This is a genomic window from Nocardioides sp. LHD-245 (assembly GCF_030929495.1).
Classification (GTDB): Bacteria; Actinomycetota; Actinomycetes; order Propionibacteriales; family Nocardioidaceae; genus Nocardioides.
The window spans coordinates 40360-63040 of record NZ_JAVFWN010000012.1; the positions used below are offsets into that span (position 1 = coordinate 40360).

Genomic DNA, 22681 nt, shown 5'->3' on the forward strand with positions numbered 1-22681 from the left:
TCCGCCACGGTTGTTTCCCGTGGGCAACGGATACCTGCGGTTCGCCGCCCTCGGCGACAGCACCACCGTCGGGCTCGGTGACCCGGTCCCCGGCGGTGGCTGGCGGGGCTGGGCCCGGCTGCTCGCCGAGTCGCTGCGGGCGTCGTACGACGTCTCCTTCTGCAATGTCGCCATGTCGGGTGCCACCGCCGAGATCGTGCGCGAGCGCCAGCTCGGCGAGGCGCTGGCCCACCGGCCGGATCTCGCCTCGCTGATCGTCGGCGTCAACGACACGCTCCGCTCCACCTGGGATCCGGGCCGGCTGCACGCCGACCTGCACCACGTCGCGGGAGCGCTCGCCGAGGGCGGCGCCACGCTGATGACCGTCCGATGGCACGACCACGCGGCGTTGCTCGGCCTGCCGCGGCTCCTGGTGCGGCCGATGGCGGACCGGATCGCCGTCGTCAACGAGGTGTACGACGACCTGTACGCGACGTTCGGCGGCCTCCGGCTCGATCTCGCGCTGATGCCGGAGGTGCTCGACCGCGCCTGCTGGTCGATCGACCGCTTCCACCCGTCGGAGTCGGGTCACCGCGCCCTGGCGCGGGCATGGGGGGAGCGGCTGCGGGCCGCGGGCTTCGACTTCCCCCTGCCGAGCCTGGAGCCCGGCGGCGGCTGCCCGCCGAGCTGGCGGCGTGACGTGGCCTGGATGGTCACCGAGGGGGCGCCGTGGTTCGGCCGCCGGGCCCGTGACCTGGGCCCGTGGGCGGTGCGGAGGGCGATGGCCGCCGCTCGGTAGGTTGGGCGCATGAGCACCCGTGAGGACGGCCGCGCCGACGACGAGCTGCGCCCGATCAAGATCACCCGCAACTGGCTCGACCACCCGGCCGGTTCGGTCCTGGTCGAGTTCGGCAGGACGCGTGTGCTGTGCGCGGCCTCCGCGTCGGAGGGGGTGCCGCGGTGGCGCAAGGGCTCCGGCCTCGGCTGGGTGACGGCCGAGTACGCCATGCTCCCCGCCTCCACCAACACCCGCTCGGACCGTGAGTCGGTCAAGGGGCGGATCGGCGGCCGCACCCACGAGATCAGCCGCCTGATCGGCCGCTCCCTGCGCGCGATCATCGACGACAAGGCGCTGCGGGAGAACACGATCCAGATCGACTGCGACGTGCTCCAGGCCGACGGCGGCACCCGGACCGCGGCCATCACCGGCGCGTACGTCGCCCTCGCCGACGCCTGCGCGAAGCTCGGTGTCCCCGGCGCGCTCACCGGCTCGGTGGCCGCCGTGAGCGTCGGCATCATCGACGGCGTGCCGCGCCTCGACCTGCCCTACGTCGAGGACGTGCGGGCCGAGACCGACATGAACGTCGTGATGACCGGCGACGGCAAGTTCGTCGAGGTCCAGGGCACGGCCGAGGGAGCCGCCTTCGACCGCGCCGAGCTCGACGCCCTCCTGGCGCTCGCCGAGAAGGGGTGCGCCGACCTCACCCGCCTGCAGCAGGAGTCGCTGCGCTCGTGAAGGTGCTCGTCGCGTCCCGCAACGCCAAGAAGCTCGAGGAGATGCGCCGGATCCTCGCCGAGCATCTGACCGAGCAGACGGGCGTGGTCGAGGTGGTCGGCCTCGATGACGTCACGCCGTTCGACGAGCCGGTCGAGGACCAGTCCACCTTCGAGGGGAACGCCCTGCTCAAGGCCCGTGCCGGCGTCGCCGCCACCGGCCTGCCCACCCTCGCCGACGACTCCGGCCTGTGCGTCGACGCTCTCAACGGCATGCCCGGCGTCCTGTCGGCCCGCTGGTCCGGCCCGCCGAAGAGTGACGACCGCAACAACGAGCTGCTCCTCGCCCAGCTGCACGACGTCCCCGACGAGCGCCGTACGGCCCACTTCACCTGCGCCGTCGCCGTTGTCCACCCCGACGGCCGCGAGCTGGTCGTCGAGGGCCGGATGGGCGGCCGGGTGATCCGTGAGGTGCGGGGGAGCGGCGGCTTCGGCTACGACGTCCTCTTCGTCGCCGACGACCACCCCGGCCTCACCACCGCCGAGCTGTCCCGCGAGGACAAGGACGCCATCTCCCACCGCGGGCGGGCGCTGCGCGAGGTCGCGCCGCTGGTCGCCGACCTGCTGGCCTGACCAGGGGTGCTCCAGCCGACCTAACGCGGGAACCCGCGGAGAGCGTCGACGAACGTGCGGCGCAGGACCTGGACAGCGTTCTGCTCCAGGATGCGCTGTGGCGACAGGTTCGGCAGTTGCCGACCCGCCAGCGAGCGGTATTGGCGCTGCGCTACTTCGAGGAGCTGGCCGACGACATCGCGGACATCCTCGGCATCCGAGCGGTCACGGTGCGGGCCACGGCCTCACGCGCGCTCGCAGCATTGCGACGCAGTCACGAATCGAGCAAGGAGACGGCCGAATGATCCCGACAGACGACCTCGAAGGCGGACTGCGAGGGATGTACCAGAACGTGGGCCAGGCGACGCCTCCGTACCGCGGCGGCCCGCCCGTCGAGGGACGCGGTGAGCCAGAGCCCGGCGATCGTCGACGCCGGGGCCGCAGGATTGCGGTCGCCGCAGCCGCCTCGGTTGCGCTGCTGTGCGCCACGATCGCTCTCTTCGCGAGCATCGCCCCGAGCAACTCTCCCTCAGCCAACGAACCCGACGCGGCGGCTCTCGCCGCTCCAACGGTAGGTCTGCTGGTGGCTCCGCCGTCGGAGGGCACCCTCCAAGCCCTGGTCGAAGGGCGCCTCGATGTGAACGCGAACGGCTGCGTCACGGTCGACGGGCGGTTGCTGCTCGCTTCTCACGGGGCGCGTCTTGCTCCCGACGGCGCGGGCGTCGAGTTCCCCAATGCCGGGACCGTCGACTTCGGCAGCGTCGTTCGCGGCTCGGGCGGGTACGTCACTGTGTCGGCGGCAGACGTCGCAACCATCAGCGATCCCTTCGGCTGCCTGAAGACCCTCAGCGGTCCGCTTGAGGTGACGGCCTTGGACCCGGAGTAGCCGGGTTTCTGCCGGCGGGAACCGCACCGCCAGAGAGTGCAATGCGGCGTGGTCCGCCCGTGCAAGAGATCCGCTGTCGTGGGACCGACAAGATCCGACCCTGGCCGACCGACATCTCGCGGCCAGTCGACCCACCACCAGGGACGTGGCCCACCCTCCGAGTTGACTCGTTGGTGCCGAAGGCGGGACTCGAACCCGCACACCCGAAGGCACGGCATCCTAAGTGCCGCGTGTCTGCCAGTTCCACCACTCCGGCGTGAGCGGGCACGAGTCTAGAGCGCCGGAGCGCGGCCCTGATCACGGCGGTCGATCGTGAACCGCCCCTTGCCCCGACCTGCGAAGTTGGGTGTCTGCCGATGGCAGTTGGGGCAGAGGAAGCGGACGTGGCCGGGCAGGTTGTTGAGGAAGTCTCCATCGATGTGGTCCACGTCAAGGGTGAGTGGCTCACCGCGCCAGTGCCGTCGTTGCCGCAAGCGGCGCACCGGTACGCGCGGCCGGTCTCAAGCAGCGCACGCTTCAGGAGCATCGGCTTCTCTCGTCGGTAGTCGGGAGGCTGACGGACGAGGATCTGACCCGGGCTCCGGCGCCGTGGTGCACGACGAGTCGCGTAGGGGCGGAAGTGGGACGTGTCGATCTCGAGCCGTTTGATCGTTCGGCTGAGATGTGTGTGGCTGCCGCCGTCCTGCCTCAGCCCGAGGTTCCGCAACACATCTGCGATCGACGTCGATCCGGCGACGATCGGCTCGAGGAGCTCTTTGGTGTACGTGCGTCGCGTCATGAGATCGATGCTGCTCCCGAGGTCCGACGCAACGTCGTGCACGCCATTGCTGTGGCTGGTCGGCAGCGGAAGGATGTGGCCATGCCTGCCACCCTCGACGAGCTGGTCGCCATCTACGAGGACCTGCACCGTCACCCCGAGCTCGGCCGCCAGGAGCACCGCACCGCCGGCGTCGTGGCTGAGCACCTGCGCAGCCTCGGGTACGACGTGGCGCAGGGCGTGGGCGGCACGGGGGTCGTCGGGACGCTCACCCGCCGGGAGGGGCCCACGGTGCTGCTGCGGGCCGACATGGACGCCTTGCCGGTGCAGGAGGCTACCGGACTGCCGTATGCCAGCGAGGCCACGGCGATCGGTGCCGACGGCACCGAGTCGCCGGTGATGCACGCCTGCGGCCACGACGTGCACACGACCTGCCTGCTCGGTGCCGCGGCGAGGCTCGCCGCGGACCCCCGCTGGCAGGGCCGGCTGCTGCTGGTTTTCCAGCCCGACGAGGAGGGCGGCGGCGGGGCGCAGGCGATGGTCGACGACGGCCTCTTCGTGCGGTTCGGTACGCCGGACGTGGTGCTCGGCCAGCACGTGGCGCCGGTGCCGGTCGGGGTGCTCGGCGTTCGTTCCGGCCCGGCGTTCGCGGCGTCCGACGCACTGCGGATCACCCTCCACGGCACGGGTGGCCACGGGTCGCGACCCGAGACGACCGTCGACCCGGTGGTGCTGGGCGCGTCGGTGGTGCAGCGGCTGCAGACCGTCGTCTCGCGGGAGGTGGCGGCCACCGAGACCGTCGTACTCACCGTCGGCTCCTTCCACGCGGGCACGGTCGCCAACGTCATCCCCGACCGGGCCGTGCTCGGCCTGAGCATCCGGACCACGGACGCCGACGTGCGCACGCGGGTGCTCGCCGCCGTCGAGCGGATCGTAAGGGGCGAGGCCGCCGCGGCCGGCGCGCCGCGGGAGCCGGAGATCGAGACCCTCAACACCTTCCCGGCGGTGGTCAACGACGCCGCCGCCTGCGACCGCGTCCGCGAGGCCTTCGCGGCGGAGGGGCGCTGGGTCGTCGTCGATCCCGGCCCGGTCACCGGCAGCGAGGACGTCGGCATCCTGGCCGACGCGGCGGGTGCCCCCTGCGCGTACTGGCTCCTCGGCGGCGCCGACCCGGCGCTCTTCGCGAGCGCCACCTCGGTCGACGAGATCCGCCGCGTGGTCGACGGACTGCCGTCGAACCACTCGCCGCGCTACGCCCCGCTCGCGGGCCCGACGCTCGAGTCCGGCGTGGCCGCGCTGGTCGCCGCGGCCCGCTCCTGGCTGGCCTGAGCGGACCGCTGGACCGCGCCGATGGTGGTCAGCAGCAGCACGCCCGCCGACCCCTCAGCTCAGCTCACTCGGTCCACTGCCAGGCGCCGAGGATCTCGGTGAACCTGTCGAGCACGTCGTCATCGCCGTCCTTGAGCGAGACGGTGATCGAGTACGCCGTGTCGCCGGAGATCACCAGGTAGGACCGTTGGGCGACGTCGACGTCGTTGTCGTTGGTGCGGCTGATGTCGACGCCGAGCGCGGTCTGCCCGTCGATGGTGGTGTCGTCGATGTCGGTCGTGAACGCCGTGTCGTCGCCGGCGGTCAGCGCACTCCGCCAGTCGTCCGCGATGTCTGCCGGGTCGGAGCTGCCGTACGCCGACTGGATCTCGACGATCACGTTGGCCCGCGCGGCCTTGAAGGTCGCGCCCCAGAGGAAGACCCGGTCGAGGGTGGTCGCGTCGGGGCTCTGTGCGGTGAACTCGTCGGTGCCGTCGACCCAGCCCTTCGGCAGGTGCGCCTCGTAGCCGGTGCCGGTCACGCTCGGCCCGCCGAGGTCGGACGGGCCGCTCTCGTCGTCGGTGGGCTCGTCGGTGGGCTCGTCGGTGGAGTCGGTCGGGTCCGTGGAATCGGTCGGGTCGGTCGTCTGCGTCGCCGGGTCGTCGGCCGACTTGTCGTCGTCGCGACCGGTGATCGCGATGATGCCGATGATGGCGGCGACGACGATCACGAGGGCCACGGCGATGGCGGCGACGACGAGGCCGGTGTTGGACCTCTTCGGCGGCGTCGGCTGCGACCACGCCCCGGGCGGAGGGGGCGGCGGCGTCGGAGCACCCGGCGTGGCGTACGGCGGCGCGGGTCGCTGCGCCATGACCGGCTGCTGCGGGGACGTGACCGGCGAGGTCATCGGTGAGGTCATCGGGGGCGATGCCGGGGACGTGAGCGGCGGCTGGGTCGGCGCGGTGCCCCCGGGGCCGTGTCCCGGAGGAGCGGACGTGCCCGCGTCGGGATCCAGGCCGGCGACGAGGGACTCGGGCACCCGGCCCAGGGCGAAGCCGAGCACCGCCACCGCCCACTGGCAGCCGCGGACGTCGGCGCTGCCGCGGTCGCGGGCCAGGCGCTGGCCCGCGGACTCGACCGCGTCGGCGGCGTTGGCTCCGCTGTCGAGCATCGAGACGAGGGCGTCGAGGGCACCCAGCCGCACCGCGTCGGTGAGCAGGTTGATCGTGCCGCCGGAGGCCTGGCCCTCGTCGAGGTAGTCGTCGAGGGAGCCGCGGAAGGCGGCGGCGTCGCGGAACAGCGCCGAGCCGTGGTCGCGGGCGAGCTCGGCGAGGGACTGGTGCAGCTTCATCGGGTGTCCTTCAGATCCGGTTCAGGCAGGCGGGACGGGCAGGCCGAGGTCCTTGCGGAGCTTGGCCACGTGTCCGGTCGCCTTGACGTTGTACTGCGCGAGCTCGACGGCGCCGTCGGTGTCGACGACGAAGGTCGAGCGGATGACGCCCTCGACGACCTTGCCGTAGAGCTTCTTCTCGCCGTAGGCGCCATAGGCCCGGTGGACGGCGAGGTCGGGGTCGGAGAGCAGGGTGATCGTGAGGCCGTCGCGCTCACGGAACTTGGCGAGCTTCGTCGTCGTGTCCTTCGAGATGCCGACGACGGTGTAGCCCGCCGCCTGCAGCGCGTCGAGGGAGTCGGTGAAGTCGCATGCCTGCTTGGTGCAGCCCGGCGTCATCGCCGCCGGATAGAAGTAGACGATCACCTTCCGGCCCTGCTTCAGGAGGTCGTAGAGGTCGACCTCGCCGTCCTGGTCGGACGCGAGGGAGAAGTCCGGCGCACGGTCGCCGGCGGACAGCCTGGCCTGGTCGCTCATGGGATGCGTACTCTCCTGGTGGGCAGATGCTGTTGCAACAGCGATGCAATAAAGTGGCCGAAGAATGAGTCAGTGCTCGTGACCATCTAACTACCCCGGTGGCCGACGACCGAACACCGGATGGAGTACAGGAGCAACCATGCACGTCCCGGACGGCTTCCTCGACGCCCCGACCTCGGTCGCGACGGGCGTCGTCGCCGCCGCCGGCGTGGGCATCGCGCTGCGCAGGGCGCGCGCCGAGCTCGACGACCGCACCGCCCCGATGGCGGGCCTCGTGGCCGCCTTCGTCTTCGCGGGGCAGATGATCAACTTCCCCGTGGGCGCCGGCACCAGCGGTCACCTCCTCGGCGGCGCGCTGGCGGCCGTCCTGGTCGGACCGTGGACCGGGGCGCTGTGCATCAGCGTCGTCCTCCTGGTCCAGGGCCTCTTCATGGCCGACGGCGGCCTGACGGCTCTCGGCACCAACATCACCCTGATGGGCCTGGTCGGCGTCTTCGTCGGGTACGCCGGGTTCCGGCTCGTGCTCGCCGTGCTGCCGCGCAAGCTCGGCTCGGTGCCGGTGGCCGCCGCGCTCGGCGCCCTCGTGTCGGTCCCCGCTGCGGCCACCGTCTTCACCCTGCTGTTCGCGATCGGCGGCACCGCCGACGTGTCCGTCGGCAAGGTGCTGGCCGCCATGGTCGGCTGGCACGTCGTCATCGGCATCGGGGAGGCGGTCGTGACCGGGCTCGTGGTCAGCGCCGTCATCGCGTCGCGGCCGGACCTGGTCCACGGCGCTCGGGGCCTGGTCCGCCGCACCTCCCTGCGCACCGGGGAGGTCACGGCATGAGGAACCGCCGCTTCCTGCTCGCCGGGCTGCTCGTCGCCCTCCTCGTCGCCGGCGTCGGCAGCTACTACGCCAGCAGCCACCCCGACGGCCTCGAGTACGTCGCGGGGAAGACCGGCTTCAGCGACTCCGCGAAGGACCCGGTCGACACCGGCAGCCCGTTCGCCGACTACGGGACCAAGGGCGTCGACGACGAGCGGCTCAGCGGCGGCATCGCCGGGGTGGCCGGGGTCGGCCTGACACTCCTCATCGGCGGCGGCCTGTTCTGGGTGCTGCGCCGCCGCGGCCAGCAGGAGTGACGGGACCGGCATGGGCGCGGGGCACGGGCATCGACTGCACTTCCACGGGCACTCCGTGGTGCACCGGGCACCGGCACACCTGAAGATCCTGCTGCTGCTCGGCTTCGTCCTGACGATCGTCGCCACGCCCCGGGAGTGGTACCCCATCTTCGGCGGCTATCTCGCCCTGCTGCTCGGCGTGGTGCTCCTCGCCCGGGTCCCCCTGACCTACCTGCTGCCGCGGATGGTCGTGGAGGTGCCCTTCCTGCTGTTCGCCGCGCTGATGCCGTTCGTCGCCGAGGGCCCGCGCGTCGCCGTACCTCTCGGCGGGTGGGAGCTCTCGCTGTCCGAGTCCGGCCTGATGGCCGCCTGGGGCCTGGCCGTCAAGGGCACGCTGGGTGTGCTGGCGTCGTTGACGCTCGCCGCGACCACCGAGCCGACCGACGTGCTCCGCGGGCTGCAGCGGCTGCGGATGCCCGACCTGCTCGTGCAGATCATGAGCTTCATGATCCGCTACCTCGACGTCGTCACCAGTGACCTCGGGCGGATGCTCACCGCCATGCGCTCGCGCGGCGTCGACCCCCGGTCGCCCCGGCACTGGCCGGCGCTGGCGCGTACCCTCGGGGCGCTGTTCGTGCGGTCCTACGAGAGGGGGGAGCGGGTGCACCTCGCCATGCTGTCCCGCGGCTACGACGGCCGGTTGCCCGGAGACGCACGATGACGCCCGTCCTCGACATCCGCGACCTGGCCTTCGCCTACCCCGACGGTCACCAGGCGCTCTTCGGCGTGGACCTGCATGTGCACCAGGGCGAGCGGGTCGCGCTGCTCGGGCCCAACGGCGCCGGCAAGACCACGCTGGTGCTGCATCTCAACGGGATCCTGTCCGGGGAGACGGGGCACGGCGAGGGCAGCGTCGCGGTCAGCGGCCTGTCGGTGACCAAGAAGAACCTGCTCGAGATCCGCCGCCGGGTCGGCGTGGTCTTCCAGGACCCCGACGACCAGCTGTTCATGGGCTCGGTCCGCGCCGACGTCGGCTTCGGGCCGGCCAACCTCGGTCTCAAGGGCGCCGCGCTCGAGCAGCGGGTGCTGGAGGCGCTCGACCGGGTCGGCATGGCCGACTTCGCCGACCGGCCGCCCCACCACCTCTCGTTCGGTCAGCGCCGTCGGGTCGCGGTGGCGACCGTGCTGGCCATGGAGCCGGAGATCCTGGTGCTCGACGAGCCGAGCTCCAACCTCGACCCCGCGTCGCGCCGCGAGCTCGCCGACATCCTGCGTGGCCTCGACGTCACTCTGCTGATGGTCACCCACGACCTGCCCTACGCGCTGGAGCTGTGTCCTCGCTCGGTGGTGCTCAGCGACGGCCGGGTCGTGGCCGACGGGAGGACGTACGACGTGCTGACCGACGAGGCCCTCATGCGTGCCCACCGGTTGGAACTGCCCTGGGGTTTCGACCCGCGCTCGGTCTCGGTTGATAGCCTGCCCCGGTGAGTGAGACTCCCTCTGACATCGAGCGTGAGATCGAGGAGGCCCGTGAGCGCCTTGCGGGCACGATCGACCAGCTGCTCTACCGCTCGCACCCCAAGACGATCGTCAGTCGCGAGGTGGCGCAGGCGAAGGCCCACTTCGTTGACCCCGCCACCGGGGAGCCGCGCACCGACAACATCCTCAAGGTCGTCGGCGGCGTCGTCGGTGTGATCGCGCTGTTCGCCGTGCTGCGCAAGATCACCCGCTGAGCCCCGCTGTTCCGCGGGTGAGCGCGCACATGTCCGACAAGACCCCCATCAAGATGCTGCACGACCGCATCCTGTGCGAGGCCGACAGCGAGGCCGGCGAGCGCCGGTCCTCCGGCGGCATCGTCATCCCCGCGACCGCCGCGATGGGCGCCCGCCGCCTGGCCTGGTCGCGCGTGGTCGCGGTCGGCCCCCACTGCCGCTCGGTCGTGACCGGCGACAAGGTGCTCTACGACCCCGACGACAAGGCCGAGGTGGAGGTCTCCGGCGACGTGTACGTCGTCATGCGCGAGCGTGACATCCACGCGGTCGCCGCCGAGCGTCTCGGCGACGAGGCAGCGGGCCTCTACCTCTGACGAGCGGCCCGAGCCTGGGGCCTGATGCGGACGGTCGTCGTACGCGGCAAGTAGCGTCATCCCCACGGGCTCACACAGGACGAGTGGGGAGGAGCCGGGGTGGCCAAGGTGCCGGGACGGGACCAGCGCGGACCGATGGAGCGGCTCGTGCGCATCGCCGCCGTGCTCCAGGCCTACCCCCAGAGCGGCGTGAGCGCCGCGCGGCTCGACCGGGTCGCCGGGTTCCCGGCCTCCCCGGGCCACGACCAGCTCAAGCGCGAGATCAGGCACCTCGAGCGGCAGGGCTGGCGGATCGAGAACATCGCCCCCGCCGGCTCGCCGGCGGTCTACCGGATGACGACCGTCGACAACCGCCTGCGGGTGCGCCTCACGCTCGGCCAGCAGGCGGCGCTGCGCCGTGCGGTGCTGCTCGCCGACCGCGGCGATCTCGCCCAGCGGCTCGGCCTGACCGACGACGACGCGCCGGTCACCGCCGGGGGGACGGTCCCGGCCGCGGTGCAGGTGGCCGTGCCGGAGGCGCTGGGCCCGGTGGTCGACGCGGTTCGCGACCAGCGAGTGCTGCGCTTCGGCTACAAGGGCTCTCCACGCGTCGTGCATCCCGAGTCGGTCCGCAGCCAGGACGGCGTCTGGTACCTCCGCGGCGTCGAGGACCGGGACCTCGCCGACCCGGTCGTCAAGACCTTCGTGGTCTCCCGGATGCTCGACGTCGCCTCGGGAGAGGCGCACAGTGCCCAGGTGCCGCCGCAGGTGCGCCACCCCGAGCTGCACCCGATGTCGTGGGAGATCGACCCGCCGGTCGAGGTGACCCTGCGGGCACCGGCCGGCTACGCGCCCGACGTACGCCGCTGGCTCGGCGAGCCGCTCGGGGTCGTGGCCGACGGCGCCGATGTGCTGCTGCGCTACCGCGTCACCCATCGTGCCGCCCTCCACGCGCGGCTGGTCGAGCTCGACGACCGGGTGCGGATCGACGGGCCCCCGGAGGCGCAGGCCGACCTGGTGGCCTTCCTGACCGCCGCCCGCGGAGCGGGGGCCGACCGGTGAGCGACGTCCCGAAGTACGTCAGCCGGATCGCCCGGCTCCCCGAGGTGTTCGCGCGACTCGCCGCCAGCCCCGACGGGCTCGCCCTGCGCGACCTGGCCGCGGCCTTCGACACGTCGGTCGCCGAGCTGCGCCAGGACCTGCTGGCGTTCTACACCGCCGACATCGGCGGCGAGTGGCTGCTCTCACGACCCGAGGTGCTGGAGTTCCTGGGAGCCGACGGCGACACCGAGGACCCGGGGACTGCCGAGGTCGTGCGGCTGGTCGCGGAGAGCCCGATCGACCTGGGCGTCGAGTACGTCGACGCCGGCGAGCTGGGCCGCGTCCATGCCGCCGGCCAGGCGCTGCTGGAGATCGAGCCCGACAACGTCGAGCTCGCCGAGGCTCTCGACGTGCTGGCCGAGACGCTGTTCGGTCAGGCCGTGGGGGAGGCGGCCGACGAGGCCGGGAGCGCTGCCGCGCACGGCCCCCACGCCCCGAACGCCCTGCTGCCGCGGCTGCGCCGGGCCCAGGGCGAGGGCCGGACGGTCCGGATCGTCTACTCGCGGGCGTGGGAGCCGGGCGTCACCGAGCGCGAGATCGAGCCCTGGCGCCTGGTGCAGACCCGGCGGGGCTGGGAGGTGGACGCCGGTCCGGTCGATGACCGGGGCCGGATCCGGACCTACCTGATCTCCAACATCCGCTCGGTCGAGGTGCTGGACCGCAGGTTCGTCGTACCCGACGACGCCGACGACCTGCTGGCCCGGCAGCGGACCACGACGCGGGTGCGGGTGCTGCTGCCGCAGGAGTCGCGCTGGGTGGCCGACGTCTATGCCGAGCAGGTGAGCTTCGTCGAGGACGACGAGCAGGACGTCGTCGTCGACCTCGAGCTGCTCCCGCCGGTCCAGGACCGGATCGGCCGGCTGCTGCTCACCGCCGGCCCGACCGCGACGGTGCTCGACCCGCCCGAGCTCGACCGCGCCGGCGTCCTGCTGGCCGGGGAGCTGCTCCAGCACCACACCTCCGGCCCCCACCCCGCGTGACGGCGCGCGGCGTCTTGTAACTAAGGGTTACGTCACCTTATCCACTGCAATAGCGCCCGGGTAGTGGTCGGAACGCCCGGGTAGTCGGGTCGGTTCCGGCGAATCGACGTACGCCGGCGCTCGCGCCGGTCCCCGTGCATCTACCAGGGTGTTGTGGCCACTACCAGGGCGTTGTGGCACCGAATTTCGTGCTGTAACCCTTAGTTACAAGCGGCGGTGGGCGCGAGGGGGGAGGTCAGCCCCGTTCGACGTGCTCCTTGAGCTGGCGCAGCACGTTGGTCCAGTTCTCGCGGGCGGGAGCCTCGTCCTCGCCCCCGGTGAGCGACTGCTCGACGGTGACGTCCGTATGGTCGCCGTCGTCCTCGAGCCGCCAGGCCACGCGGTGGTAGTTCTCCGGGGTGTCCGGCCGGCCGGTCAGCGGGCTGTAGTGGGTGACCACGAGCAGCTGCTCGGGCGCGACCTCCAGCACTTCGCCCTTGTCCTCGAACGAGCGGCCGTCGTACTCGCCGCGCCAGGTGATCGGCGACCCGGGCTCCCAGGTCGTGTCCACCTCGGCGCCGAAGAAGTAGGACTTGATCTGCTCGGGCTCGGTCAGTGCCCGCCACACCTGGGCGGGGGAGGCCGAGACCTGCACTCGTGCGCTTGCCGTCGATGTCTCCATCCCCGGTCGTTACCCGGTCATGGTCCCGGCATCCGGCGGGGCCCGCCGTGCGAGTACGGTGGGCCTGCGGCTCAGGACGCGGGCTGCCACGGGGGTCGGTCGACCCCGCAGCACCGCAGGAGCCCGCATGTCCGAGCAGGTCCACGTCCAGGTCACGGCCGACGGTCCGCCCGTGCCGGGGCTCGTCTTGAAATGGGACCGCGACGGGGCCCGCGCGCTGGTCACCTACGAGGCCGACGGCCACGTCCGGACCCAGTGGGTCCCGGCCGAGCAGGTCCTCGCGGTCGAGGCCTGACTCACCCGCCCTCGGGCGTCGGGACGGCGTACGCGCGGCCGGCCGCGTCGACGACCTCCTGGGCGACGACGCGCAGCTTGACGTTGCCCGTGCTGCTGGCGCGCACGAGGAACTGGAAGGCCCGGTCCTCCGGGATCCGGTAGCGCTCCATGATGATCCCGACCGCGGTGCCGATCGCCTGCCGCGTCGTCACCGACTCGTTGAGCTGGTGCTCGTGTCTCGCCCGGCCCAGGGCGATCGACGCGTGGGCCGCGAAGAGCTCGGCGAGCTGGATCGCGTCCGGGTCGATGCCCGGCTCCCGGGAGTAGAAGTTGAGACCGCCGAGCGTGCCGTCCTCGCTGTAGAGCTGGAGCCCCATCTGGGCGTGCAGACCGTGCCGAGCCGCCTCCTCGACGTACCGCGGCCAGCGCTGCTCGGTCGCGATGTCCTCCATGATCGTCACGCCGCCCCGGCGGATCGCGTCGTAACAGGGTCCTTCCCCGAGCTTGTACTGGAGATCGTCGATCTCCCAGACCAGCGGACCGGTCCCGGACCGGGTCTCGATCTGGCGGTCGCCGTGTGTGATGGAGATGCCGACGTGCTCGAACCCCGGAACCGTCTCCTGGGCGGCGCGGACGATGGCGTCGAGGGTGTCGTCGAGGGAGCGGTGGGCGTTGATGGTCCGGGCCGCCTCGGTCAGCGCGGCCGCGACACTGCTGCGGTCGTGGTGCATGCGGGATACCTCCTGGGGTCGGGCCCCGCGGTACCCGACCTGCCGGGCGTCAGACCGTCGCCCGGTCCGGCCGCGGCCCGGGCAGCGCCCCGGACCTGCGCCCCGGACCTGCGCCCCGGACCTGCGCCCCGGACCTGCGCCCGGTCGGGTCAGGAGGTCAGCCGGGCCAGACAGGCGAACCAGCGCTGCCCCTGTGCGAACGCCAGGGTGCTGGGCGGCAGCACGAACACGTCGTACTCGCCCTGCGGACGGGTGCCGCCGGTGTCGGCGTCGTAGCCGCGCAGGGTGTCGGCGGTGCAGGTCGCCCGTGCCTCGGCGTCGACCGCGTCGGTGGTCACGTCCGTCGTGGCCTCGGCGAGCCGACCCACCGCGAAGGTGAACCAGTTGCTGCGGCTGCACGCGCCCTTCGTGGCGCTCAGCGCCTGGCCGAGCTGCTGGACCCCGCTGTAGCAGGCTCCGAGCTCGGGGGCGCCGGTCAACGGGTCGGTGGCGGCCGCCTGGTCCGTGGTCCCGGTGCCTCCGGTCGACGGGTCCGGCCGCGCGTCGGCGGGTGGTTCGGCGCGGTTCTCGGGAGCGAGCAGTACCCCGCCCAGTCCGCCGATGCCGAGCCCGGCCACCGCGGCGGCGAGAGCGAGCGGCCAGCGGCGCCGCGCGGCGCCGGCTGAGCGGGGCGCGCGAGGCGGGGGCGGCGGGCGGAGCTGGGTGAAGCTGGCCTCCGGCCCGCCGACCACGACGCCGCCGCTCGTGCCGCCGGTCCGGATCTCGCGCAGCGCGTCGTGCAGCTCACGCGCGGTCGGATAGCGGTTCGCCGCGTCATAGGCCGTGGCGACCCGGATCACCCGCATCAGCTGCTCGCTGCCGGGCAGGCCCGGGTCGGGGAACTCCGCGCGCAGGCTGGCCAGCACCTCGTCGATGGGGACGGGGCTGCCGTCGGTCGAGCGGCGCGGCGAGGCCCCGGAGATCATCGCGTGCAGGGTCGCACCCATCGAGAACACGTCGGACTGGGGTGCGGGGGTCGAGAAGGAGAAGGCCTCCGGCGAGGCGTACGCCGGCGTCAGCGCCTCGAGGCTCACCGACGGGTCGCGCCCGGGCTGGGGGAGGGCGGCGAGGCCGAAGTCGGAGAGGCGCGGCGTGCCCCACGCGTCGATCAGGATGTTGCCGGGCTTGATGTCGCGGTGCAGGATCCCGGCCTCGTGGGCGGCGGCCAGTGCACTGGTGACCGCGAGGCCGACCTCGACCGCCTCCGCCACCTGCATCGGCCCGTGCTGCGAGAGATAGGACGCCAGACTGCCGTGGGTGCACAGCTCCATCACGAGGTAGGGCCGGTTGTCGCGCGTCACGCCGACGTCGATCAGCGACACCACGTGCGGGTGGCCGCTGATCCGGCTGACCGCTGTGGCCTCGCGCACGAACCGGCGGCGGTTGCCGTCGTCGTCGAGCACCCGGTTGTCGATCTTCACCGCGACGTCGCGGTCGACCGCGAGCTGCCGCCCGCGCCACACCGTGGCGAAGCCGCCGTGGCCGATCTGCTCGAGCAGCTCCACGCCGGGCAGCAGCAGGGCGGGCTGGGTCGACTCCACGCCGAGAATCGTAGTGAGGCCGAGCGCCGCGGCGATGGCGGGTCAGTCCGCGACGGGTTGGCGTCGGTGCCGCCACGTGACGAGGCCGGCGATGCGGTCGGTGCTGCCGCTGTCGACGCCCGCGTGCAGATACCGCTGCCAGTCGGCACGCCGGTTGGAGACCTGCCCGAGGACGAGGAGCCCGGCGGCCTGCAACTGTCTGACCAGGCGCGGCGTCACGAACCGCGCGTCGATCGACACGCCGTCGGCGATCTTGGCGACCTGTCGGATGCCCGGCCGGAGGCGGTGCGCGATCCAGACCGTAGAGGTGTCGGGGAGCGCCTTGGCGGCCCGGCGCAGCAGCGCCGGGTTGAACGACAGCAGCCGCACCCGGTCGGCGTAGTGGAGCGTATCGAGGGTCTCGCGCAGGTACCGCCAGGTCTTGTGCCGCCAACCGGGCGCCTGCTTGAGCTCGATGAGCAGGCCGACCTCGAGTCGGCGGGCCTCGGCGACGTAGGCCTCCAGCGAGGGGACGTCGCTGCGGTCGCGGAGCCGGCAGGACCGCTGGATCCGGGCCAGGGTCCAGGCGCTGACCCGACCGTTGCAGTCGGTCGTCCGATCGAGTCGGGCGTCGTGCATCACGACCAGGCGACCGTCCGCGGTCGGCCGGACATCGAGCTCGACCCGGTCCGCGCCGAGCGCGGCGGCGTGGCGCAGCGCGCGCAGGCCGTTCTCGGTGCGGTGGCGTCCGATCGCCCCCCGGTGGGCGACCGCCTCGAAGGTGTGGACCCCGGCCGGCGCCGTACCTGCTGCGTCCTGCGCTCCGTCGGCCCGGGCCGTGCTCGGGGCGGAGGCGAGGACGCCGAGTGCCAGGAGGACGGCGACGAGCAGGGAGGTGGCGCGCACGGGTTCCTTCGGCGGTCGGTCGGCGGAGGACATGCGGAAGGGCCCGGTCATCTGACCGGGCCCTTCCGTTCGGTACGCCATCAGGGACTCGAACCCCGAACCCGCTGATTAAGAGTCAGCTGCTCTGCCAATTGAGCTAATGGCGCGTGCGTCGAACGCGAGATGGAACATTACCAGCGTACGCCGATCCGGGTGAAATCGCCGACCGCACCTGCCGCCCTCAGCGGGACTCGAGGACGGCGCGCGCGGCATTGTGACCGCCGAGACCGGACACTGCACCACCCCGCCGGGCGCCCGCGCCGCACAGGAGGACGCCGGTGTGTCCGGTCTGGACCCCCCAGCGCTGGGCGGGGCTGTCCAGTCGCGCACGCGCGGGGGCCCACGGCCACTCGAGGTCGCCGTGGAAGATGTGACCGCCCGGCATGGCGAGGTCCGCCTCGATGTCCTGGGGGATCTTGGCCTCGATGCAGGGGGTGCCGTCGGGTGCGCGCAGCACGACGTCCTCGATCCGGTCGTCGAGCACGGCGTCGAGCGATGCGATCGCCCGCCGGACCGCCTCCTCCCGCATGCCGTCGGGGTCGGCGTCGAAGAGCCGGGCCGGGGTGTGGAGGCCGAAGTAGGTGAGGGTGTGGGTGCCGGGCGGCACGTCGCCGAGGACGCTCGGGTCGGTGAGCGAGTGGCAGTAGACCTCGCCGGGCAGCGGATCGGGGAGCTCGCCGCGCTGGGCCGCGGCCCAGGCGACCTCCAGGTCGGACGCCGTCTCGGCGAGGTGGAGGGTGCCGGCGAAGGCGACCTCCGGGTCGATGCCGGAGCGCAGGCGGGGCAGCCGCGCGAGGAGGAGGTTGACCTTGAGCTGGGCGCCCTGGGGCTTGCTGGCCGGATCCTCCTCCTCGCCGAGGAGGATCCGCAGCACCCACGGCGCGACGTTCGCCAGCACGTGGGACGCCTCGACGGTGTGCTCCCGGGTGCCGTCGTGCCAGCGCACCTCGACCGGGTCTCCCGCCGCCTCGCCGTGGGGGCGGATCGAGCTCACGCCCGCCCCGGTCACGATCTCGGCGCCGGCCTCGGTCGCCGCCCGCGCCAGCGCGTCGGTGACGGCGCCCATCCCCCCGACGGGCACCCGCCACTCGCCCGTCCCGTTGCCGATGAGGTGGTAGAGGAAGCAGCGGTTCTGGACCAGGGACCGGTCGTGGAGCGAGGCGAAGGTCCCGATCAGCGCGTCGGTGCCGACGACACCGCGCACCAGGTCGTCGCGGAACCGGCGCCCGATGGCGACGCCGATCGGCTGCTCGACGACGTCGCGCCAGATCTCCGGGTCGACCTGGGCGCGCAGGGCCGCGTCGGTGGCCAGTGGCTCGGTGAGAGTCGGTGCCACGGCCCGTGCCAGGGTCGCGACGCCGTCGTAGAACACCCGCCAGGCGTCGTACTCGTCGTCGCTGCCGGTGAGCTCCCGGAAGGAGGCCCGCGTCGCCTCGCCCTCGGCACGCTCGACGAGCAGCCCGGTGGCGCGGCCGCCGCGCACGGTGGGGGAGTACGACGCCGTCGGCCGGCTCGCCAGGGCGAGGTCGAGGTCGAGGTCGTCGACGATCCGGTCGGGCAGGAGCGAGACCAGGTAGGAGTAGCGCGACAGCCGGGTCGGGAAGCCGGGGAAGGCCTGCGCGGAGACCGCTGCGCCGCCGACCCGGCCGAGCCGTTCGAGCACCAGGACGGAGAGGCCGGCGCGGGCGAGATAGGCCGCGGCGGCCAGGCCGTTGTGGCCGGCACCGACGACGACGGCGTCGTACTTCCCCCTGGTCATGGCTCGCACTCTAGGGGCGAGGGAATGCTCCGGGGTGAGTTATGGTTGACACGGCAACCAATCCAACCAGCCACCTGGAGGTGGAGGAGATGCCCGCTATCACCGTCGACGACCTGACCGTCCTGCAGCGTCTGAAGGCGCCGGGGCTCGGTGACCAACCGCGCCCGGTCTGGCAGGTGACGACCGCGCCGCAGGGCTACGAGGGGGAGGGCTTCCCGGTGCGGCGGGCGTTCGCCGGCATCGACCTGCGTCATCTCGACCCGTTCATCATGATGGACCAGATGGGCGAGGTGGAGTATGCGCCGGGTGAGCCCAAGGGCACCCCGTGGCACCCGCACCGCGGCTTCGAGACCGTCACCTACATCATCGACGGCGTCTTCGACCACCAGGACAGCCACGGTGGCGGCGGCAGCATCACCAACGGCGACACCCAGTGGATGACCGCCGGCAGCGGGCTGCTGCACATCGAGACGCCGCCCGAGTGGCTGGTCCAGGCCGGTGGCCTGTTCCACGGCATCCAGCTCTGGGTGAACCTGCCCAAGACCGACAAGGTGAACGACCCGCGCTACCAGGACATCCGCTCGGGCGAGGTCGCGCTGCTCGCCAGCGACGACGCCGGCGCGCTCGTCCGGGTGATCGCGGGCAGCGTCGGCGGGCACGCCGGCCCCGGGTCGACGTACAGTCCGATGACGCTCGTGCACGCCACTCTGGAGCCCGGCTCGCGGCTGGATCTGCCCTGGCAGGTCGACTACAACGCGCTGGTCTACGTCCTCAACGGCTCCGGGACGGTCGGCGCAACCGAGCCGAGTCCTGTGCACACCGGCCAGACCGCGGTGCTCGGTGCCGGCGACTACCTGACGATCGCCGCCGACGGCACCCAGGAGAGCCGCTCGCCGAAGCTCGACGTCATCGTCGTCGGCGGCCGGCCGATCGGGGAGCCGATCGCCTGGGCCGGGCCGTTCGTGATGAACACCAAGGCCGAGGTGATGGCGGCGTACGAGGACTTCCAGAAGGGCCGGTTCGGCCTGCCGATCGGCGGCTGAGCCGAGCGATACTCACAGCATCTTGGCGAAGAACGCCTCAGCGTACGGGTTGTCGTTGTAGCGCTCGATCCGCTCGTAGCCGGAACGCTCGTACATCGCGATCGCCTCGCGCAGGCTCCCGTTCGTGTCAAGGACGACGCGGCGGTGGCCCTGCGCGGCGGCGAGCGCCTCCAGGTGGCGCAGCATCCGGGCCCCGAGGCCGGCGCCGCGCCAGTCGCCGTGCACCCACATCCGCTTGATCTCGGCGGTCCCGTCGTCGAGGACCGGGCGGATCCCGCCGTACGCGACCGGCTCGCCGTCCGACGTCGCGACGACATAGGTCGACCCGGGCTCGGGTACGTCGGGCCCGCCCGGATCGAACCCGTCGGGGAAGCGAGCGTCGAGCTCGGCGACGTAGCGCCGGGTCGCCTCCCGGGCGATCGGCGCGTCGGAGGGCACCTCCTCCAGGCGGACCGTCGCCGCCCGCACCAGCAGGTCGGCGGTGCGCAGGGCATCGGCCAGGCGCTCCTGCTGGCGCGCGGTCAGCGGAGCGACCAGTTCCGCGGCCCGCCGCTCGGAGCGACGCTCGAGGTCGTCGTACGCGTCCTGGCCGGCGGACGTGAGCCGGACCAGCCGACGCCGGCGGTCGGCCTCGTCGGGGACCGTCGCGACCAGGCCGTCGGACTCGAGTCGGCGCAGCATCCGGGAGAGGTGGCCCGAGTCGAGGTCGAGCCGGTCGCGCAGGGCGCGCACGGTCGCGTCCGGCGCGCTGCCCACCTCGAAGAGCAGTCGTGACACGGCGAGCGGCCGGCCGGTGCCGAGGAAGGACTCGTCGAGCACCCCGATCCGCTGGGTGTAGGTCCGGTTGAAACGCCGCAGCACGTCCGTGAGCATTCTCTGACTTTAGTCAGAAGAATTATCGCTGTCGACCGGACCGCTTCGCGTGCTACGTTGCTCCACTTTTTTCCGGACCGATCCGATGAGACGTGAGGACGACGACGTGCACGCGCAAACAGAGCTTCTCGAACGACTGACGGCCGCCATCCGGCGAGACGAGCGGGTGCTCGGACTGGGGCTGTCCGGCTCGATGGCGGACGGGACGGCGGACGAGCACTCCGATGTCGACCTCGTCGTCGTCGTGCGCGACGAGGCGTACGACGAGGTGATGGCCGACCGGCTCGGTCTGATCGGCTCCTGGGCGTCCCTGGTCGACGGGTTCACCGGCGAGCACGTGGGGGAGCCGCGGTTGATCATCGCGCTGGTCGGCCCGCCGCTGCTGCACGTCGACTTCAAGTTCGTCCGGATCTCCGACCTCGGCGACCGCGTCGGCGATCCGGTCGTCGTCTGGGAGCGCGACGGCAGCCTCACCCGGGCCCTGGCGGCGCGGCCGGCCGCGGGGGAGGGCTACGACGCTGCGTGGGTCGAGGAGAGGTTCTGGACCTGGATCCACTACGGTGCGACGAAGCTTGCCCGCGGGGAGCTGTTCGAGGTGATCGGCTTCCTCGGCTTCCTGCGCGAGGTGGTCCATGGACCCCTGGCCGCTGCACTCGGCGGTGTGGCCCCCCGCGGCGTACGCCGGTTGGAGACCCTCGCTCCGGACCGGGCGCGCGCCCTCGAGGCCACGGTCTGCGGGTACGACGCCGCGGAGGCCGGCGCAGCGCTCGTCGCCTGCGTCGACCTCTACCGGGACTGGACGGCGCGCCTCACCGCCCCGCCGCGGCGCAACGAGCTGGCGGCGGGGCTGGTCGAGGACTACCTGCGCGATGTGGTCGCGCCGGGGGCCCCGCGCTGACGGACAGGGACGCTCACCGTCATGGAACGGGGCCTTCCGGTGGGCGCGACAACAAGGTCTCGCCTTCCAGGACGAGGCTCTATGGCTCAGCGGTCGTGACGCACCTGGTGGGTGCGCGCCCTGTCTTGCCGCCATGGAGTCGACGTGTTCACCCCTGGGTGGATGCCGGTCGACCGCTCGGCAGCAGCGAAGCCGCGAGGTCGCGCGCCGTGCGCATCCGCCGGTCGTCGTCGTCGAGCCCCCGCTGCGAGACCGCGCCCTCGAGGAGCAGGAAGAGGTGCTCGGCCAGGTCGTCCCGTCCTTCGAGGTCCGGGTGGTCCAGTGCCAGGAGCTCGCCGATCCGCTCGCGGACGGCGCGCTTGTGCCCTCGCGCGAGGGCGTGCGCGGGGTGCTCGCGCGGCAGCTCGGCGGCGGCGTTGAGGAAGGCGCAGCCGCGGCCGATGTCGCGGGTGTCGAGGTAGCAGTCGAAGGTCGCGAGCACCCGCTCGCCGTCGAGCTCGGCCAGACGGGCCTCCAGGCGGGCCCACCAGAGTCGGTTGCGCTCGGCCAGACAGCTCGCCACGAGAGCGTCCTTCGAGCCGAATCGGTCGTACAGCGTGCGCTTGGTGACGCCCGACTCCGCGGCGATGGTGTCGACGCCCACCGCGGTGATGCCGTGTGCGTAGAACAGGGCGGAGGCGACGTCGAGGATCCGGCGCGCCGCGGGCGTCAGGACGATCTCGTCGGGCGTTCTCCCGGTGTCCGTTGACTTCACAGATCTGTATGTTACCGTGCCGACCATGCTATACAGATCTGTGAAGTCGGGGTCTGGGGCGTTCCCTCGCCGAGCGCTCACCGTGCTCGCCCGTGTCGTCGCCGACGTCGCGAGGGGCGTGGACACGGGCCACGCGCTCCGGCACGGGCTCCCGGTGCCGGAGCACTCGCGCGGTCGGCGGGACAGCGCGCGCCGGCCGGCGCGCGCCGACAGAAGCAAGCGGGGCCCGAACCGAAGTCCAGGCCCCGCCGATGGGGTGAGTAACGGGACTTGAACCCGCGACATCCGCGACCACAACGCGGCGCTCTACCAGCTGAGCTATACCCACCATGGCTCTCGAAGAGCCGGGGACGAGTGTAGAGGCAAGCGGCCCCGAATGAGGAATCGGTATCGGCTCAGGGGGCGCCGAGGCCGGTGATCGAGCCGCCGTGTCGTGCTGCCGCCTCCTTGGCGGCGTCGGAGTCCGGGCCGGGGAGGGGCACGAAGACCGTGTCGCGGTAGTAGCGCAGCTCCTCGATGCTCTCCTGGATGTCGGCGAGGGCGCGGTGGTTGCCGCGCTTGGTGGGCGCGTTGAAGTAGGCGCGCGGGAACCAGCGCCTGGACAGCTCCTTGATCGAGGAGACGTCGACGATCCGGTAGTGGAGGAAGGCGTCCAGCACCGCCATGTCGCGGGCGACGAAGCCGCGGTCGGTCGCGACCGAGTTCCCGGCCAGCGGCGGCCGGCTGTCGGGCGGGCAGTGCTCGCGCAGGTAGCCCATCACCTGCTCCTCGGCCTCGTGCAGCGTCACGCCGTTCTCGAGCTCGGCGAGCAGGCCTGAGGACTCGTGCATGTTCCGCACGAACTCGATCATCTGGTCCAGCGCCTCCGCGGGCGGCTTGATGATGACGTCGACCCCGTCGCCGAGCACGTTGAGGTCGAAGTCCGTCACCAGCGCCGCGACCTCGATGAGCGCGTCGGCGCCGAGGTCGAGGCCGGTCATCTCGCAGTCGATCCAGACCAGTCGTTCGTTCACGAGCCCGCACCCTACGCCG

The 22681-nt window shown here is 72.4% G+C and carries 27 protein-coding genes and 3 tRNA genes; 17 read left to right on the forward strand and 13 right to left on the reverse strand.

Annotated features, from left to right (window positions below; translation table 11 throughout):
- Window positions 1-19: 19 nt before the first annotated feature.
- From RB608_RS17900 to RB608_RS17920, 5 genes are all read left to right on the forward strand, one after another.
- Window positions 20-778, forward strand: a complete 759-nt coding sequence (locus RB608_RS17900) for an SGNH/GDSL hydrolase family protein (protein ID WP_308089406.1) — start codon at window positions 20-22, stop codon at window positions 776-778.
- 9 nt (window positions 779-787) lie between these two features.
- Window positions 788-1495, forward strand: a complete 708-nt coding sequence (rph, locus tag RB608_RS17905; RefSeq protein WP_308089407.1) for a ribonuclease PH — start codon at window positions 788-790, stop codon at window positions 1493-1495.
- Complete coding sequence (gene rdgB / locus RB608_RS17910; protein WP_308089408.1) at window positions 1492-2106, forward strand: RdgB/HAM1 family non-canonical purine NTP pyrophosphatase; 615 nt, start codon at window positions 1492-1494, stop codon at window positions 2104-2106. The genes rph and rdgB overlap by 4 nt, the downstream gene beginning before the upstream one ends.
- 95 nt (window positions 2107-2201) lie before the next feature.
- The gene (locus RB608_RS17915) at window positions 2202-2390 is read left to right on the forward strand and encodes a sigma factor-like helix-turn-helix DNA-binding protein (protein ID WP_308089614.1); all 189 of its coding nucleotides are present in this window, start codon (window positions 2202-2204) and stop codon (window positions 2388-2390) included.
- Window positions 2387-2971 carry a hypothetical protein gene (locus RB608_RS17920; protein WP_308089409.1) on the forward strand — a complete coding sequence of 195 codons (585 nt, stop codon included), beginning with the start codon at window positions 2387-2389 and terminating at the stop codon, window positions 2969-2971. The genes RB608_RS17915 and RB608_RS17920 overlap by 4 nt, the downstream gene beginning before the upstream one ends.
- A 171-nt stretch (window positions 2972-3142) precedes the next feature.
- Here the strand turns inward: RB608_RS17920 and RB608_RS17925 are convergent.
- Window positions 3143-3227: transfer RNA gene (locus RB608_RS17925), tRNA-Leu, on the reverse strand.
- Window positions 3228-3830: 603 nt separating this feature from the next.
- Between RB608_RS17925 and RB608_RS17930 the strand changes: the two genes are divergently transcribed.
- A complete protein-coding gene (locus RB608_RS17930) occupies window positions 3831-5057 on the forward strand; it encodes an amidohydrolase (RefSeq protein WP_308089410.1) in 1227 nt (408 codons plus the stop codon).
- 64 nt (window positions 5058-5121) lie between these two features.
- On the opposite strand, the gene RB608_RS17935 is transcribed toward RB608_RS17930, so the two are convergent.
- Both RB608_RS17935 and bcp read right to left on the reverse strand, forming a co-directional pair.
- Complete coding sequence (locus tag RB608_RS17935; protein WP_308089411.1) at window positions 5122-6387, reverse strand: hypothetical protein; 1266 nt, start codon at window positions 6385-6387, stop codon at window positions 5122-5124.
- Between the two features lie 21 nt (window positions 6388-6408).
- The gene (gene bcp / locus RB608_RS17940) at window positions 6409-6903 is read right to left on the reverse strand and encodes a thioredoxin-dependent thiol peroxidase (RefSeq protein ID WP_308089412.1); all 495 of its coding nucleotides are present in this window, start codon (window positions 6901-6903) and stop codon (window positions 6409-6411) included.
- Between the two features lie 139 nt (window positions 6904-7042).
- Here bcp and RB608_RS17945 point away from each other — a divergent pair, with 139 nt between their 5' ends.
- The 8 genes from RB608_RS17945 to RB608_RS17980 all read left to right on the forward strand — a co-directional run bounded on the left by RB608_RS17945 (window position 7043) and on the right by RB608_RS17980 (window position 12150).
- Complete coding sequence (locus RB608_RS17945; RefSeq protein ID WP_308089413.1) at window positions 7043-7729, forward strand: energy-coupling factor ABC transporter permease; 687 nt, start codon at window positions 7043-7045, stop codon at window positions 7727-7729.
- Window positions 7726-8025, forward strand: a complete 300-nt coding sequence (locus RB608_RS17950) for a PDGLE domain-containing protein (protein WP_308089414.1) — start codon at window positions 7726-7728, stop codon at window positions 8023-8025. Before RB608_RS17945 ends, RB608_RS17950 begins: the two co-directional genes overlap by 4 nt.
- A gap of 10 nt (window positions 8026-8035) precedes the next feature.
- The gene (gene cbiQ, locus RB608_RS17955; RefSeq protein WP_308089415.1) at window positions 8036-8725 is read left to right on the forward strand and encodes a cobalt ECF transporter T component CbiQ; all 690 of its coding nucleotides are present in this window, start codon (window positions 8036-8038) and stop codon (window positions 8723-8725) included.
- Window positions 8722-9492 (forward strand): ABC transporter ATP-binding protein, encoded by a 771-nt coding sequence (locus RB608_RS17960; protein WP_308089416.1) that lies wholly within the window; start codon window positions 8722-8724, stop codon window positions 9490-9492. Before cbiQ ends, RB608_RS17960 begins: the two co-directional genes overlap by 4 nt.
- A complete protein-coding gene (locus tag RB608_RS17965; RefSeq protein ID WP_308089417.1) occupies window positions 9489-9737 on the forward strand; it encodes a DUF3618 domain-containing protein in 249 nt (82 codons plus the stop codon). Before RB608_RS17960 ends, RB608_RS17965 begins: the two co-directional genes overlap by 4 nt.
- Window positions 9738-9766: 29 nt before the next feature.
- Window positions 9767-10090 carry a co-chaperone GroES gene (locus RB608_RS17970; RefSeq protein ID WP_308089418.1) on the forward strand — a complete coding sequence of 108 codons (324 nt, stop codon included), beginning with the start codon at window positions 9767-9769 and terminating at the stop codon, window positions 10088-10090.
- A gap of 99 nt (window positions 10091-10189) precedes the next feature.
- Entirely contained in the window at window positions 10190-11131 is a 942-nt protein-coding gene (locus tag RB608_RS17975) for a WYL domain-containing protein (RefSeq protein WP_308089419.1), read from the forward strand.
- Complete coding sequence (locus RB608_RS17980) at window positions 11128-12150, forward strand: WYL domain-containing protein (protein ID WP_308089420.1); 1023 nt, start codon at window positions 11128-11130, stop codon at window positions 12148-12150. The genes RB608_RS17975 and RB608_RS17980 overlap by 4 nt, the downstream gene beginning before the upstream one ends.
- Before the next feature lie 235 nt (window positions 12151-12385).
- Here RB608_RS17980 and RB608_RS17985 read toward each other — a convergent pair whose 3' ends face one another.
- Window positions 12386-12811, reverse strand: a complete 426-nt coding sequence (locus tag RB608_RS17985) for an SRPBCC domain-containing protein (protein ID WP_308089421.1) — start codon at window positions 12809-12811, stop codon at window positions 12386-12388.
- A gap of 127 nt (window positions 12812-12938) precedes the next feature.
- On the opposite strand from RB608_RS17985, the gene RB608_RS17990 reads away from it, so the two are divergent.
- Window positions 12939-13106 carry a hypothetical protein gene (locus tag RB608_RS17990; protein ID WP_308089422.1) on the forward strand — a complete coding sequence of 56 codons (168 nt, stop codon included), beginning with the start codon at window positions 12939-12941 and terminating at the stop codon, window positions 13104-13106.
- Between the two features lies 1 nt (window position 13107).
- Here RB608_RS17990 and RB608_RS17995 read toward each other — a convergent pair whose 3' ends face one another.
- From RB608_RS17995 to RB608_RS18015, 5 genes are all read right to left on the reverse strand, one after another.
- Window positions 13108-13818, reverse strand: a complete 711-nt coding sequence (locus tag RB608_RS17995; RefSeq protein WP_308089423.1) for a GAF and ANTAR domain-containing protein — start codon at window positions 13816-13818, stop codon at window positions 13108-13110.
- Window positions 13819-13967: 149 nt separating this feature from the next.
- Complete coding sequence (locus RB608_RS18000) at window positions 13968-15398, reverse strand: serine/threonine-protein kinase (protein WP_308089424.1); 1431 nt, start codon at window positions 15396-15398, stop codon at window positions 13968-13970.
- Between the two features lie 42 nt (window positions 15399-15440).
- Window positions 15441-16283 carry a glycerophosphodiester phosphodiesterase family protein gene (locus tag RB608_RS18005; protein ID WP_308089425.1) on the reverse strand — a complete coding sequence of 281 codons (843 nt, stop codon included), beginning with the start codon at window positions 16281-16283 and terminating at the stop codon, window positions 15441-15443.
- A gap of 73 nt (window positions 16284-16356) precedes the next feature.
- Window positions 16357-16429: transfer RNA gene (locus RB608_RS18010), tRNA-Lys, on the reverse strand.
- Window positions 16430-16503: 74 nt separating this feature from the next.
- Window positions 16504-18081, reverse strand: coding sequence for an NAD(P)/FAD-dependent oxidoreductase (locus RB608_RS18015; RefSeq protein ID WP_308089426.1), 1578 nt, complete (start codon window positions 18079-18081; stop codon window positions 16504-16506).
- 89 nt (window positions 18082-18170) lie between these two features.
- Between RB608_RS18015 and RB608_RS18020 the strand changes: the two genes are divergently transcribed.
- Window positions 18171-19124: a pirin family protein gene (locus RB608_RS18020; protein WP_308089427.1), complete on the forward strand. Its 954-nt coding sequence runs from the start codon at window positions 18171-18173 to the stop codon at window positions 19122-19124.
- A 12-nt stretch (window positions 19125-19136) separates the two neighbouring features.
- On the opposite strand, the gene RB608_RS18025 is transcribed toward RB608_RS18020, so the two are convergent.
- The gene (locus tag RB608_RS18025; protein WP_308089428.1) at window positions 19137-19997 is read right to left on the reverse strand and encodes a bifunctional helix-turn-helix transcriptional regulator/GNAT family N-acetyltransferase; all 861 of its coding nucleotides are present in this window, start codon (window positions 19995-19997) and stop codon (window positions 19137-19139) included.
- Between the two features lie 85 nt (window positions 19998-20082).
- On the opposite strand from RB608_RS18025, the gene RB608_RS18030 reads away from it, so the two are divergent.
- On the forward strand, window positions 20083-20895 hold the full coding sequence (locus tag RB608_RS18030; RefSeq protein ID WP_308089429.1) for a nucleotidyltransferase domain-containing protein: 813 nt from the start codon (window positions 20083-20085) through the stop codon (window positions 20893-20895).
- A 148-nt stretch (window positions 20896-21043) separates the two neighbouring features.
- Here the strand turns inward: RB608_RS18030 and RB608_RS18035 are convergent, their stop codons facing one another.
- The 3 genes from RB608_RS18035 to orn all read right to left on the reverse strand — a co-directional run bounded on the left by RB608_RS18035 (window position 21044) and on the right by orn (window position 22662).
- Window positions 21044-21649, reverse strand: a complete 606-nt coding sequence (locus RB608_RS18035) for a helix-turn-helix domain-containing protein (RefSeq protein ID WP_308089430.1) — start codon at window positions 21647-21649, stop codon at window positions 21044-21046.
- A gap of 252 nt (window positions 21650-21901) precedes the next feature.
- Window positions 21902-21977 (reverse strand) — tRNA-His (locus RB608_RS18040).
- 67 nt (window positions 21978-22044) lie between these two features.
- Window positions 22045-22662 (reverse strand): oligoribonuclease, encoded by a 618-nt coding sequence (gene orn, locus RB608_RS18045; RefSeq protein ID WP_308089431.1) that lies wholly within the window; start codon window positions 22660-22662, stop codon window positions 22045-22047.
- Window positions 22663-22681: the final 19 nt, after the last annotated feature.